This is a genomic window from Paenibacillus sp. FSL K6-2859 (assembly GCF_038008265.1).
GTDB lineage: Bacteria > Bacillota > Bacilli > Paenibacillales > Paenibacillaceae > Paenibacillus_AQ > Paenibacillus_AQ nitricinens.
Genome location: NZ_JBBOYU010000001.1, coordinates 3,283,008 through 3,296,637 on the forward strand (window position 1 = coordinate 3,283,008; position 13,630 = coordinate 3,296,637).

Below are 13,630 nucleotides of genomic sequence, written 5' to 3' on the forward strand. Positions count from 1 at the left end.
AACTCGCTAAACGTCTTACACCTATTACAACACTAGATAACAAACAGAGAAGGATAATCTACAATGTTGAAGTTGAATAGGAAAACCGAAAAAATACTAACCAATTGTATCATCGAAAACAAAGAGAATGTCTACAGACTCGCCTACAGCTATGTCAAAAACAAAGAGGATGCTCTTGATATTGTTCAGGATTCCATTTATAAAGCGATGGATAATCTTGAGTTGTTGAAGAATCCTGATGCCGTGAAAAGCTGGTTTTACCGTATTGTCGTGAATACTTCGCTAGACTTTCTGCGCAGAAATAAAAAGGTCCAGACGATGGAGCCAGAGATGATAGATGTCTATTGTCCTGGTGCAGAGGATGTTTACTCGGATATAGATTTGAAAAGAACCCTTGAAGATCTGCCGGCGAAATACCGAAGCGTGATCGTATTGAGATACTTTGAAGATATGAAGATTAGTGAAGTGGCGGAAGTTCTAAACGAGAACAACAATACGATAAAAACAAGACTGTATCAGGCACTTCAGTTATTGCGGGTGAAACTGAAGGATGAAGCCTCAAAGGAGATTATGTAAGATGGTAGACCATTTAAAAGATTTACATAAGGAATATAGCGAGGTTCCTATTCCAGAACAATTAGATTTAATAGTGAATCGCTCTCTGAAGCAATCACTTAAAGAAAGAAGAAAAAAACGGTTGAAATATAAATGGTTTGCCAGTGTGAGTGTTGCTGCTATTGTCTTTTTGATTGCGATTAACACTAGTATAACCGTGGCGAGTGCATTATCTGCCATTCCAGGTGTCGATCGACTCATTAAAGTGCTAACCATTAAAGAATATATAGTAGCGGAGGATAACTACGATGCCAATATCAAAGTTCCTGCCGTTACGAATATGGAGAACAAGGATCTCGAGCTTGGATTAAACCAGAAGTATTTGAGCGAAAATAAGGCACTCTACGAAAAGTTCCAATCTGAGATTGAACAGTTGAAGAAGCAGGGCGGAGGTCATTTGGGTCTGGACACGAATTATGAAGTCAAAACAGACAATGATCGTATTTTCTCCATTGGAAGATATGTTGTAGAAACGTCAGGTTCTTCTTCTGAGGAAGTTGCTTTTGATACGATAGACAAAGTGAACCAAATCCTTATTACATTACCAATGTTATTTAAGGATGAGCAATACATTGAGCGGATTAGCCAAAATATTAAAGAGCAGATGATTGCACAAATGAAGGCTGACCCCGATATTGTGTATTGGATCCCGGAGAACGGGGATGAAGTGTCAACTGATATGTTTACTTCTATTTCAAAAGATCAGAGCTTCTATATCAATGATGATGGCAAGCTTGTGATTGTGTTTAATAAATATGATATAGCTCCAGGTTCTATGGGTTCTGTTGAATTCGTGATCCCAACTGAAGTCATAGCAGGGGATCTGGTAAGTCAGAAGTATATTCAGTAATAATAAAAGACCGGCTGGAGAGTTCTCTCTTTGCCGGTCTTTATTCAAATATAAGAAAGTATAAGTGTACACTATAATTTATCCTTATATTTCTCGCTTAAACACTACTGTCCTTATAAGGACGCCGAAGCCGTTTATGCTTGCTTGTAAACGAATGATTATTGAAGAGCTAATTCATTCCTAGTCGTAGATAAAATGCTCCACCACAGCCACAGTCTTCGTTATGTCTGGATTAGAATTATCGACCACCTTCACATTGGAACTTGGAAGCGGCCACTTCACACTACGGTTTCCAAATGCTTTACGAAATTCATCCCAATGCTGGAACTTCCATTCATCTAATGGCGATTGTCTATCTAGAATCCGCTTCCGGTACAATTCCTCATCAGCTAGTTCGACCAAAACAACTTTGACCTCAACATCTTGCAGAGAACGTCCGATATGAGATAACTCACTGCAGATCCAGTCAGGATTGGCAGCTTCTTTGGTAAATGGTCCAACTACAAATGCATCTACATTTAGGCTAATATTGTCTAGTGCGGCGTCCATCGTAATCCGGTAGCCTAAATCACGGCATAATCTTTTGTAGTCGGCGGAGTCTCTGTCTGCCGGGTCCAATCCGTGAAAGGTCATGATGGCATCAGCCGCTGGTCTTAAGAGGATATCCATATCAAAGAAGGGTACTTTACGCCGGGAAGCGATCGCTTTAGCTAATGTCGTTTTGCCTGCCCCAGCTGGCCCTAAAAAAAATACAAGTTTGTTCATCATTGTCTCTCCTTAGAACCTCAATTCAACTCCATAATGTATCTCTGCATACTATCATATAAAAGATAGTGAGCCATCGCCACTGCAATATCTCCATCACACAGATAGGAACAGACTACCTGAGATATTTCGTATTATAGGCCGAAATATGATATTTTTTTGCTTCTCCATTGAGTTTTTGTGTAATCCTGCTTATAATATAGCGAGAAAAATAAGAAAAAGGTGTCCATAAATGAGCATATTAAATGTAGAAGGATTAAGTCATGGTTTTGGAGATCGTGCGATCTTCAAGGATGTTTCATTCCGTCTTCTAAAAGGCGAGCATATCGGATTATTCGGCGCTAACGGCGAAGGTAAATCCACTTTTATGAATATTGTTACAGGAAAGCTGCAACCGGATGAAGGTAAAGTTGAATGGTCCAAGCGGGTGCGTGTTGGCTACCTCGATCAGCATGCAGTGTTGACCAAAGGCATGACCATTCAAGATGTACTCAGAGGCGCTTTTCAATACCTCTTTGATCTTGAGCAAGAGATGAATGATATGTACGGTAGAATGGGTGACGTGTCGCCTGAAGAGTTGGAAAAGCTGCTTGAAGAAGTTGGTACGATCCAAGATACGCTTACAAATCAAGATTTCTACATGATCGATGCGAAGATACAAGAAACCGCGCGCGGTCTAGGAATCACAGATATTGGTTTGGATCGTGACGTAGCTGATCTTAGTGGTGGTCAGCGTACCAAAATCTTGCTTGCGAAGCTGTTGCTTGAAAAACCAGATATTTTGCTCCTAGATGAGCCTACGAACTATCTGGATGAGCAGCATATTGAATGGCTGAGACGTTATCTTCAAGAGTATGATAATGCATTTATTCTGATTTCACATGATATGCCATTCTTGAACAGCGTTATCAACCTGATCTACCATATGGAAAATCAAAAGCTGACCCGTTATGTGGGTGATTATGAGCAATTTCAACAGGTCTACGAAATGAGAAAACAACAGCTTGAATCTGCTTATAACCGCCAGAAACAAGAAATTGCAGAGCTGAAAGACTTCGTTGCGCGTAACAAAGCCAGCGTGGCTACTCGTAACATGGCAATGTCCAGACAGAAAAAGCTCGACAAGATGGAGATCATCGAGATTGCAAAAGAGAAGCCAAAACCACAGTTTAACTTTAAAGAAGGTAAAACTGCGGGCAAGATGATTTTCGAAGCTAAAGAATTGGTTATCGGATATGACACCCCGTTGTCCAGACCGCTTAATTTATTAATGGAGCGTGGACAAAAGATTGCGTTGGTCGGTGCGAACGGGATTGGTAAAACCACCTTGCTACGCAGCATCTTAGGCGAAATCCAAGCATTATCCGGTTCCGTAGAACGTGGATACCATCAGGAGATTGGTTATTTTGAGCAAGAGATGAAGGAAGGTAATTACAAGACTTGTATCGAGGAGATTTGGGATACATTCCCATCCCTGTCACAATTCGAAGTACGTGCTGCCCTTGCCAAATGTGGACTGACCACGAAACATATCGAAAGTAAGATTGCTGTTCTAAGTGGTGGAGAAAAAGCTAAAGTGCGTCTATGTAAACTCATTAACAGTGAGACCAACATTCTCGTATTGGATGAGCCGACGAACCACTTGGATATCGATGCCAAAGATGAACTGAAACGTGCGCTGAAAGCATATAAGGGAAGCATTCTCATGATCTCTCACGAACCGGATTTTTATCAAGACATTGTGACGGATATCTGGAATTGCGAAGACTGGACAACAAAAGTATTCTAATAAGACAATTCTTTATTGAACAAGCCTATGAGGTGTTAACGAATCAGTTACGCTTTATAGGCTTTTTTATGGATAATGGGAGGGGCTATGTGTTAGAGAATAAAATGGATCAGCTTAACATCAGTGTTCAACAAATTTTTGGAGAACAAGAAGTAGAAATAGTTAATTTCACATGCGAGGATTTAGATTATAAAACACCTAACTTTACAACAGCGGGTATCTTTCATCTTCAGGGTATCGCATTAATTAATCACGAGCAGCTTCCATGGTCAATCATATTAAAAATCATTAAGTCTGATAGTGCAGAAAAAGAGGATCCAGCACATCACAATTACTGGCGACGAGAAGCCTTAGTCTTTGAATCTAAGATTCTGGATGAGCTTCCGGGCTCAATCCAAGCTCCTAAGTGTTATCTTGTTGAGGAGCAAGTAGATGGTACTGTATGGTTATGGATGGAACGAATTGAAGGGCAATTTCCACATACGAAGGAGCAGTTTGATATTATCGCTGAACGGTTAGGCCGGTTTAATGGAGCTTATCTTTCAGGAAAGAACACTCCTAATGACCAATGGATATGTAGAAGTTGGCTTAGATCCTGGACTACTTCGAGTATTATGTATGCACCTAACCCTGAAGAATATATTCATCATTTATATAGAGACAACGACCAAAGTCTTTGGGCTTGGTTCCAAGGCTTCATGAAGCGGATAGACAATAATTTGAATGCTCTCCATCGCTTGCCGCGAGTATTAGCTCATCAGGATCTTAGTCAAATGAATATGCTGCTAACTCAAAACGGAGAGTTAGTCTTGATAGACTGGCAATTTATGAGCTTATCAGGTTTAGGTGAAGATCTTGGTAAAATGTTTGGCGTAAATATGAGTCTTGGTGTGATTCCTATCGATCGTTACGAGGAATTCAAAGAGTCTTTATTCCATTCGTATATCAAGGGATTAAAGGCAAGCGGATGGCAGGGGGACGAATCCCTTGCAAGATATGGTTATTGTTTAAGCACTGCTTTACGTAGTGTCTGGGAAGTACCACAATACTTTTCATTATCCACTCAGCTGTGTGCTGACTCTGATTACTTAAAGCTTCAGGATCGAGTTGCCCGGCTGGAACAAATTATTAATATTCAACGTGAAATGGCAGAAGAATGCAGCACGTTGAAGGCATATAGGTAAGGTTAAAAGCGATTCTCATCGGGATTTTTATGGATGAATGAATCGCTTTTTTTTATGGATAAACAATGTAAATTAGCTGCCGGCAGCATTTCAAACCGCATAATTAAACAGGTTGGAAGAAATACTACTTTCATCCATATCGAAGATTCGTTGTAGGAGATGAGATTGATGAATGGCTGGAGTAAATTAAAAAAATACGTGCTAGCGGATATATCGCAGGATACTCACTCCCGTGATTCTTTTTCACTTGGCCATTGGGAAATAGATGAGACAACAAACATTGACAATAAGTCAACGAATGAGACTCAGGTGAATTTGCCTCAAGCTAGGTCTGTTAAGGGAGCAAATAATCTCCTAAACATGTCTTGTGATATGGAGGAGAATATGAATTGGCTGAAAACAAAATTCTCCTATCCTAAGAGTAAGGGGCTGATTATACGCTCCATTGTGCTAGGTCCCAATCTAACAAAGGGTACTGTTGTTTATATGGATGGTCAAGTAGACTCCCTTTTATTATACGAAACTGTCATTAATCCATTGTTAACGGCCAAGTTTCCAGAGGATCTCCCCCTTAAATCTGATATGTTCAAGGATGAAATTCTTAGGAATGGTCAAATCAGTTCAACCTCAACCCTGGAGGATATTGTTCAGGAGATACTGTACGGTGCAGCAGTCCTAATGGTTGATGGTTTAAATGAAGCGGTAACGATTGACGTTAAGGGTAGGGAAGAAAGGGGCTTGGAAAGCCCTAAAACAGAAAACGTAATCCTTGGGTCGCAAGTAGGCTTCACGGAAAATCTGCAAACAAATCTGTCGTTGATACGAAGACGTCTTAACACTCCTGATCTAATGGTCGAAACAGGAGTTGTTGGGACGATTTCACGAACAGAAATTTCGGTTATTTATCTGAAATCAATTGCTAACTCGGAGCTTGTAAACGAGGTGCGTAGACGAATCGCTGCTATAAAAATCGATTATATCGGTGATAGTGGAATGATTGAACAGCTGATCGACGATCGACCTAACTCCATTTATCCAGGACTGCTCAGTACAGAGCGGCCGGATCGGGCAACTACGCAAATTGTAGATGGTTATGTGTGTATTATGGTGAATAATTCACCGTTCGCTTTAATTGTTCCCAGCCAGTTTCCCTTGTTCTTACAGACAGCTGAAGACAGTTATCTTCGTTGGCAATATAGTTCTTTTCTTAGAATTATTCGGACGGTGGGTTTCTTTTTATCCATGTATTTGCCTGCTCTATTTGTTGCAGTTGCAAATTATCATCAGGAGATGATTCCGACAACTCTAGTTCTGGCGATTGCAAGTACAAGAGAATCTGTCCCACTTCCCGTAGCAGCAGAAGCATTCCTGTTAGAATCGATGTTTGAATTGATTCGCGAAGCTGGTGTCCGGATTCCCAGCGTTATTGGTCCAACGATCGGGATAGTGGGTGCCTTAATATTGGGACAAGCGGCGGTGCAAGCTAATATCGTTAGTCCCATCATGGTAATCATTACATCTGCTACAGCTCTAGCATCCTATACGATTCCTAACTATAACATGCAATTCACAACCCGTATTCTCCGGTTTGTTTTTTTGGCCTGCGCTTCGTTTATGGGCTTAATTGGGATTGTTTTATTGTCGATGATTTTGTGGACGGATTGGATTTCATCCAATCATTTTGGTGTGCCTAGTTTTGCTCCGATTACGCCTCATCATCCTGGTGAAAATTCACTATTACGTAGTCCTATGTACAAACAAAATAAGCGACCGATATCAGTGCGACCTCGCAAGAGACTTAAACAACCAGATGCTCAAAATACGGACGTTCCCACTACACCTGATCAAGAGGGTGATGGTGCTTACTCATGAAAAAAAATCATATAGGGATTCAAGAAGCTGCTTCCATTGGGATCATTTTTATAATTACAAAAATATTCTTACCCTTTCAAAGATCACTTGCTGAACTTGGGGGTACTGCTGCCTGGATTATTGTTCTCATTGCTTCAGCGCTTTGTCCTCTGACTTGGTGGGCCATCAAAGGTGTGCTTAACAATGCTTCTCAAGGTGCCACCTTAATTGAAGCAACGGAAGAGATTTGGGGCGCGTGGATCGGTACTTTTTTGAATTTTATATATTTTTGCTTTTTCTTTATGATCACGTTTTTGGTCCTGCGTGAGTTCTCGGAGCTATTGGCCTCTGATATTTTACCTCGCACGCCAATGAACATTATTCAAATCTCATTGCTCATTCCCATTGCTTTCATTGCGCATTCCGGGATTGAGGCTGTTGGACGTTTATGCTGGATCACGATTGGGTTAATCATCGGAAGTGTTCTGCTTATCCTATTAGGTGGGTTATTTACGCATTCAGAAGTAAACGCGTTGTCTCCCTTCTGGGGAACAGGGCGTTCACATGTGCTAAAGTTAGGCATCATAAAAAGCTCTTTGTTTTCAGAAATGCTTGTATTCGGTTTTTTGCTCCCCAGAATGCGAAAAGCTAAGGATTGTAGTAAAGCAGCTTGGTGGTGTATTGCAATCTCCTCGATCATACTTTTCAGCACCACAGTCGTGTACCTCTTTGTGTTTCCGTACCCAACGGCCATTAGACTTAACGTTCCTATGTATGAAGTAAGCCGTCTGATCATTTTTGGTCGGTGGATTCAACGATTAGAAAGTGTATTTCTTATCGCTTGGTTGATTTGTGCGGTCATTAAATTGGCCATAGGGTTATATTGTGCTGCAGCAACAATGTCTCAAATATTGCGATTGACAAAGGTTAAACCATTAATTTTTCCTTTGGCTATCCTTGTATATACTTTTGCTTTACTACCTAGAAGCGAGATGGCTGCCGTAGCTTGGGACGGTGAAATTTTGCGAACGTATGGTTCAATCTTATCCATAGGTTTACCATTGCTCACTTGGTTTGTCGGTCTAGTCAGAACTAAAATGGGGAGACAAAAGACATGAGAGGATTTAAACGGATCATAAACAGGTACGTTCTTCTTTTGCTAGTTGTTCCTATGTTATCAGGCTGCTGGGATAGACTCGATCCCGAAAACATGGCTTTTATTATGGCTATAGGCGTTGATCCAGGTCCTAACAATGATTACATCTATACGTTTGCACTCGCGATGCCCAAATCGAACGGTGGCATGAATAGTGGAGATAACAGCCCTTCGGGGCAGAATCGTATCGTTAGTATTTTTTCAGAAGAGGGTGCTAGTCTTTCCGCAGCCCTCCTTACTAGCCAAAGTTTTATAGCGCGAAGATTAACCTTGATTCATTCTAAAGCTTTTATTCTGGGAGATGGAGTCACTCGGCAAGGGATCATGCCCATTTTAGGTGAGGTAGTAAGAAATGAAGAATTCCGCAGAACCGTCAATGTAATTACGGCAAGAGGGAGCGCAGAAACTTACATTAATAATATTAAACCTAAGATGGAAAACGATATTGATTTATGGTTTGAGTTAGAAATGGACCCCCATAATATTGGAGCAATTACACCTAAGAACTCACGGTTTCACGATTTTATTATGGATATCGAGCAACCAGGAACTGGAGGCACAACGATTTTGTCCGCAGTACATCCTAGTGTTGATAAAAATACCAATAACCATGAGATGGGTGAGGCATCATCAGAGTCGAAAGACCGTCAAACGATTGCTAGCGATATATATGCAGGTGATCTTCATAGAACTGGAGAAACACCTATCGATTTTTTTGGCAGTGCCGTGTATAAAGGTCAAAAAATGATAGGTTATCTCACCGCTCAGGAAACGAAATTGCTTAACATTCTACGTGGTGATTTCGAAAAAACAGTCATGGAATTTCACGATCCATTAGATTCTAAATACAATGTAACCCTTAATATGAATGCGGAGAAAAAAACGAAGCTTAAATTAAAGCGGAAAGACAATCAGATTAACGTTACATTTATTGCTCATATGGAGGGGGAGTTATCAGGTTCTATGTCAAATGTTGATTACACTACACCCAAAAACACAATAATTTTGGAGGAAGCAGTGGAAGAGCAGCTAATCCAGCAGGCTTCAAAGCTTCTAGATAAAACATTGTATGAATGGAATGTTGATTGTTTTCATATTGGTAACCGATTAAGGGCAACTTTTCCGACACTACAGGAATGGTATGGATATAAATGGCGTGATCATATCAAGGATACCAAATACAAAGTTGATATCGACTTTACGATGACAAAACATGGTGACCAAGTGGGTCCCCGCTGTGGAAGGAGATGAAATGGTAAAATGATTATTCAAGTCATGAAGATCGTTATACTCTGGATCATTTCTTTGTGGGGAAGCATTTACATTGGCAGCCTAACCCCCACACTGTGGAAGCAAAAAAACTACCGAGGTGCGGTTGGAGCGGCGATTCTAGCCGGTCTCACGTTATTTTTACCATTGGTCTTTAGTTTGTTGAGAGGCATGTAAAAAACATAACTTCACATATCCGAAAATAATAACACTAAAACCGAAATAGAAAGCCTATTATAAGAAGTGTTTTAAGCTTACAATCTTATTAAGAGCTTGGACCATTATTTTATTTGGGATGAAGGGTGTGTTATTTATGAATCGGTTCTCATTGAAGTTACTATTCGTCTGTCTGATTTTTGTACTCTCGTCATGTTCTTCTTCAACTATAAGTAATGTAGATTCTCATCCAGATGAAAATATGGTAGTGATTCAAGAAGAACCTGTGGTGAAGACTTTAAGCTTTGAACAAAAAGTTGATAAAATTATGGAAGAAAATATGTTCTCAGGTTCTATATTACTCGTCGAGGATAACAAGGTTAAGATTGCAAAAGGATATAATATGGCCAACTCAGAGACCATGCAATTAAACGGATCAGATACAGTATTCCAAATCGGCTCTTTGACAAAAGCATTTACAGCTGCAGCGATCATGCAATTACAAGAAATGGGTAAACTTAATATTAATGATTCTGTTCAAAAATATATTGAAGATTATCCTTATGAAAATGTTACGCTCTACCAATTATTAACCCATACCGCAGGAATTCCGAACTTAACAGCATTTCCAGATTTCATAAGCACGATGGATATCCCGGTAAGTGTCTCAGAGAATATCGCTAAATTCTTAAATAAACCATTGGAATTCGAACCCGGAAGCCAATTCGCTTATAGTAATTCAGGATATATACTACTTGGGGCTGTTATTGAAAATGTAAGTAGCCAATCTTATAGACAGTTTATAGAGGATCATATCATGTCGCCATTAGGGATGGGGAGATCTGGATACTTAAAAAAAGATAGAATTACAGATGATATTGCCTCAGGATATTGGGAAGCTACCGAAAGGTACCCGGCAATGGATATTGACATGACAGTACCTTATGCAGCAGGGGGAATCTATTCTACAACGAATGATTTGTATAAATGGATCCAAGGGCTTGAAGAAGGAAAAGTTATTAATGCTGGTTCATGGAGGGCAATGCGTACCTCGGAGAAAAATGGCTATGGATTGGGATGGGGAATAAATGATGCAGAAGGCTTGATTTACGCACATGGCGGAGCGATCAATGGATTTTCATCGTTTATCTATAGGGATATTTCTAAGGGAACAGCAGTTATTATACTTAGCAATGTGGAAGGTGTCCAAACATCAGAATTATTGGGTCTTCTTTTAAATGTGTTAGAATCAGAATAATGTATAATCACGAATGAATCAGAACGGCTTGGAGGAAATTTAAAGATGAACATCAGACGCATACATATGAACGATAATCGCACAATTGAACAGATCATTAGGAACTGCCTGATTGAGTTTGGCGGGAACAGAGCAGGGCTTGCGTGGGAAGATGACAGCTTAAGTCATTTATATGAATATTACAATCAAAGCGAGAATCGGGCTTATTGGATTGTTGAAAAGGACGGGGAAGTATTAGGAGGCTGCGGAATTGCACCTTTCGGGAATGAGGGGAACATATGTGAGTTGCAAAAAATGTACCTATCTCAGTCCGTTAGAGGTAGTGGGATATCTTCCGAACTCTTACATACGGCTCTGGATTTTGCTAAGCTTCATTATAGCAAATGTTATTTAGAGACATTACAGAACATGCATGGAGCTAACCGTTTTTATACGAAAAATGGATTCAAGCTTTTACCCGCCCCCTTAGCAGGCTCGGAGCATTTCGCCTGTGATGCTTGGTATATTAAAGATTTAATCTAATACTTGTGAAATAAGCCTGAATGATCAGGCTATTTTTAATTTGACACTAAACCGTCCAGACGGTATAGTAAATAACAGAGGTGATCAACGTGAACAGTAATTCTAAACGTAAAACTATTTTAATCGCTGCATCCACGATTGTGAAAAATAACGGAGTGGAGAAGCTTACGCTTGAAGCTGTGGCTAAAGAAGCTGGAGTCAGTAAAGGCGGATTACTGCACCATTTTCCCAATAAAGAAGCTTTGATAACAGGGATGGTGGAAGAGTTAACAAATGATTTTTTTACCACTCTGCAAGACAGGGCTATGAATGCAACGGTTGAAAAAGGGAAGTGGAGCCGAGCATTTACGGAGGTAATGAGTGAAGATAGTATGGAAGGCGGAGAGATAAGCACAGCGCTTACAGCTGCTCTTTTTACAAATCCGGATATCCTTCAGAAATTTCAAAATCAATATGCCAAATGGCAACAAAACATAGAGAACGACGGCATTGATCCTGTAGTTTCTACTATTGTTAGGTTGGCAGCAGATGGCTTATGGTATTCTGAAATGTTCGGATTAGGGGCGTTGGATGATGAATTACGCGAGAAAGTCATTCGAAAATTAATAAATATGACAGAGTAAGGAGAGGTTATCTTTGAATTCATATGTATTACTTGCAGCAGCGATCATCTTTGAGGTATTTGGTAGCTCCATGCTAAAAGTATCTAACGGATTTAAAAAGGTACTTCCTTCCATTGGAGTCATCCTTGGAATGGGTTTCGCTTTTTATAGTCTTTCTTTAGCGCTTAAAACCATTCCATTAGGGACAGCTTATGCGATTTGGTCAGGGGTAGGTACAGCTTTGACAGCCTTAATTGGCGTACTCATTTATAAAGAGAGCTTTAACCGTAAGAAATTATTAGGTTTACTACTCATCATTGGTGGCGTAATTGTTATGAAGCTCTCTGGTGGGGCTCATTAGAATTTGGAGGGTGCAGCATGAAAAAAAATGTAGGATATATAGCTCTAAGTATAGCAATTGCTAGCGAAGTCGTAGGGACAACTATGTTGAAACTGTCTGAAGGCTTCACGCAATTACTGCCTTCTATCGGGGTTATTATTGGCTTTGTCATAGCTTTTTATAGTTTGTCCATAAGTCTTAGAGAATTACCGTTAAGCTTAGCTTATGCGATTTGGTCGGGTGTAGGTACTGTTCTAACTGCGATTGTGGGCATTGTCGTGTGGGGAGATTCATTTGGTATTCTTATGTTTGCCGGAATCGTTTTAATCGTAGGAGGGGTAGTTTTATTAAATGCACCTTCTGCAAAAAAAGAAGCAGCCTGATAAAACAGGCGCTCAGGCTGTCGACATTCTACTTGTCGATAGTCTTTTTATTTAGTTTAATTTTTGTTTTAAGTATGATTTAACTTGCATTAATCGGATGTTCATGATGAAAATTTATATACAGAATAATGATGAATAAAGGTGATGAAATGTACATTGAAACCAAAAGACTGATTCTCCGCGACCTTATAGAACAAGATACAGAGGCGCTATTTGAAATGAAAAACGACGAGCAGGTCATGAAACACCCATTTTTTCAAGGTGACGTATCGATTGATTTTATTAAAATAATGTTAGCATTCTTTCAAAGTGTGAAAGACAAAGGCCTTATTATCGATGATCAACATCCTGAACGTGGCAATTTATTTGCTATATGCTTAAAATATTCTGGCGACGTAATCGGTGTCATCTCAGTTCACCCATCAAAGATCTCCTATGAAGTGCATATGGGGTGGTATATGAAAAGTCTATACACCAAAATGTGATATGCATCGGAAGCGGGCGCGGCAGCGTCAGATTATTTACTTGAAGCATTATCACTGGAATACATTACCGCAAGTGTAGCGCTTGATAATCCAGCTTCATTCAGAACCGCTCAAAAAAGCGGGTTCAGACTTTTTGAAAAAGGGGCAGGCGATTACTATCATGACAACGTCTGTAATGTTGAGGATTTTAATGTAGTTGGCGAATCTTTCACGAAAAAACAAAATGAAATCGGCTCATGTGGTTATCATTTCCGAAAGTTTAAAAAGAATAGTAAAACAAAGAGCCAATTCTATGACGATACGGTAGACGAAGGCAGATTTTCGTAGCCCTAAGTATAAGTATTTTTTACATATCGCATTCTTGATTTTGAGTGAATCAAGAAACCAATTGCGGATGTCATAGAT

The 13,630-nt window shown here is 39.9% G+C and carries 14 protein-coding genes and 1 pseudogene; 14 read left to right on the plus strand and 1 reads right to left on the minus strand.

Translation table 11 applies throughout. The annotated features are described in order from the left end of the window. The first annotated feature begins 63 nt into the window (after positions 1-63). Together MHB64_RS14685 and MHB64_RS14690 are read left to right on the plus strand one after the other, a co-directional pair. Positions 64-576 (plus strand): RNA polymerase sigma factor, encoded by a 513-nt coding sequence (locus tag MHB64_RS14685; RefSeq protein ID WP_094874874.1) that lies wholly within the window; start codon positions 64-66, stop codon positions 574-576. Between the two features lies 1 nt (position 577). Further along, positions 578-1,465, plus strand: coding sequence for an RsiV family protein (locus tag MHB64_RS14690; protein ID WP_094868676.1), 888 nt, complete (start codon positions 578-580; stop codon positions 1,463-1,465). A gap of 180 nt (positions 1,466-1,645) precedes the next feature. Here MHB64_RS14690 and MHB64_RS14695 read toward each other — a convergent pair whose 3' ends face one another. Continuing rightward, the gene (locus tag MHB64_RS14695; protein WP_341134708.1) at positions 1,646-2,230 is read right to left on the minus strand and encodes an AAA family ATPase; all 585 of its coding nucleotides are present in this window, start codon (positions 2,228-2,230) and stop codon (positions 1,646-1,648) included. A gap of 232 nt (positions 2,231-2,462) precedes the next feature. Here MHB64_RS14695 and MHB64_RS14700 point away from each other — a divergent pair, with 232 nt between their 5' ends. The 12 genes and pseudogenes from MHB64_RS14700 to MHB64_RS14755 all read left to right on the plus strand — a co-directional run bounded on the left by MHB64_RS14700 (position 2,463) and on the right by MHB64_RS14755 (position 13,552). Continuing rightward, positions 2,463-4,019, plus strand: coding sequence for an ABC-F family ATP-binding cassette domain-containing protein (locus MHB64_RS14700; protein ID WP_042188035.1), 1,557 nt, complete (start codon positions 2,463-2,465; stop codon positions 4,017-4,019). An 89-nt stretch (positions 4,020-4,108) separates the two neighbouring features. Continuing rightward, a complete protein-coding gene (locus tag MHB64_RS14705) occupies positions 4,109-5,203 on the plus strand; it encodes a phosphotransferase (protein ID WP_341134709.1) in 1,095 nt (364 codons plus the stop codon). Between the two features lie 168 nt (positions 5,204-5,371). After that, positions 5,372-7,075, plus strand: a complete 1,704-nt coding sequence (locus MHB64_RS14710; protein ID WP_341134710.1) for a spore germination protein — start codon at positions 5,372-5,374, stop codon at positions 7,073-7,075. Beyond that, positions 7,072-8,172, plus strand: a complete 1,101-nt coding sequence (locus tag MHB64_RS14715; RefSeq protein WP_094868680.1) for a GerAB/ArcD/ProY family transporter — start codon at positions 7,072-7,074, stop codon at positions 8,170-8,172. The genes MHB64_RS14710 and MHB64_RS14715 overlap by 4 nt, the downstream gene beginning before the upstream one ends. Next, the gene (locus MHB64_RS14720) at positions 8,169-9,461 is read left to right on the plus strand and encodes a Ger(x)C family spore germination protein (RefSeq protein WP_341134711.1); all 1,293 of its coding nucleotides are present in this window, start codon (positions 8,169-8,171) and stop codon (positions 9,459-9,461) included. Before MHB64_RS14715 ends, MHB64_RS14720 begins: the two co-directional genes overlap by 4 nt. A gap of 9 nt (positions 9,462-9,470) precedes the next feature. After that, positions 9,471-9,656: a hypothetical protein gene (locus MHB64_RS14725; RefSeq protein ID WP_341134712.1), complete on the plus strand. Its 186-nt coding sequence runs from the start codon at positions 9,471-9,473 to the stop codon at positions 9,654-9,656. A gap of 247 nt (positions 9,657-9,903) precedes the next feature. Then, positions 9,904-10,893 carry a serine hydrolase domain-containing protein gene (locus MHB64_RS14730; protein ID WP_341134713.1) on the plus strand — a complete coding sequence of 330 codons (990 nt, stop codon included), beginning with the start codon at positions 9,904-9,906 and terminating at the stop codon, positions 10,891-10,893. A 45-nt stretch (positions 10,894-10,938) separates the two neighbouring features. After that, entirely contained in the window at positions 10,939-11,415 is a 477-nt protein-coding gene (locus tag MHB64_RS14735; RefSeq protein ID WP_094868684.1) for a GNAT family N-acetyltransferase, read from the plus strand. An 89-nt stretch (positions 11,416-11,504) separates the two neighbouring features. Beyond that, a complete protein-coding gene (locus MHB64_RS14740; RefSeq protein WP_094868685.1) occupies positions 11,505-12,038 on the plus strand; it encodes a TetR/AcrR family transcriptional regulator in 534 nt (177 codons plus the stop codon). 13 nt (positions 12,039-12,051) lie between these two features. Further along, positions 12,052-12,378, plus strand: a complete 327-nt coding sequence (locus MHB64_RS14745) for a DMT family transporter (protein ID WP_094868686.1) — start codon at positions 12,052-12,054, stop codon at positions 12,376-12,378. Positions 12,379-12,395: 17 nt separating this feature from the next. Continuing rightward, complete coding sequence (locus tag MHB64_RS14750) at positions 12,396-12,740, plus strand: DMT family transporter (RefSeq protein WP_341134714.1); 345 nt, start codon at positions 12,396-12,398, stop codon at positions 12,738-12,740. A gap of 149 nt (positions 12,741-12,889) precedes the next feature. After that, positions 12,890-13,552: pseudogene (locus MHB64_RS14755) on the plus strand (GNAT family N-acetyltransferase). Positions 13,553-13,630: the final 78 nt, after the last annotated feature.

Bases quoted from the DNA above. Each gene is read 5' to 3' on its own strand.
- MHB64_RS14690 (WP_094868676.1), top strand. From the start codon at position 578: ATGGTAGACCATTTAAAAGATTTACATAAGGAATATAGCGAGGTTCCT.
- MHB64_RS14735 (WP_094868684.1), top strand. From the start codon at position 10,939: ATGAACATCAGACGCATACATATGAACGATAATCGCACAATTGAACAG.
- MHB64_RS14685 (WP_094874874.1), top strand. From the start codon at position 64: ATGTTGAAGTTGAATAGGAAAACCGAAAAAATACTAACCAATTGTATC.
- MHB64_RS14720 (WP_341134711.1), top strand. From the start codon at position 8,169: ATGAGAGGATTTAAACGGATCATAAACAGGTACGTTCTTCTTTTGCTA.
- MHB64_RS14700 (WP_042188035.1), top strand. From the start codon at position 2,463: ATGAGCATATTAAATGTAGAAGGATTAAGTCATGGTTTTGGAGATCGT.
- MHB64_RS14710 (WP_341134710.1), top strand. From the start codon at position 5,372: ATGAATGGCTGGAGTAAATTAAAAAAATACGTGCTAGCGGATATATCG.
- MHB64_RS14750 (WP_341134714.1), top strand. From the start codon at position 12,396: ATGAAAAAAAATGTAGGATATATAGCTCTAAGTATAGCAATTGCTAGC.
- MHB64_RS14715 (WP_094868680.1), top strand. From the start codon at position 7,072: ATGAAAAAAAATCATATAGGGATTCAAGAAGCTGCTTCCATTGGGATC.
- MHB64_RS14695 (WP_341134708.1), bottom strand. From the start codon at position 2,230: ATGAACAAACTTGTATTTTTTTTAGGGCCAGCTGGGGCAGGCAAAACG.
- MHB64_RS14725 (WP_341134712.1), top strand. From the start codon at position 9,471: ATGATTATTCAAGTCATGAAGATCGTTATACTCTGGATCATTTCTTTG.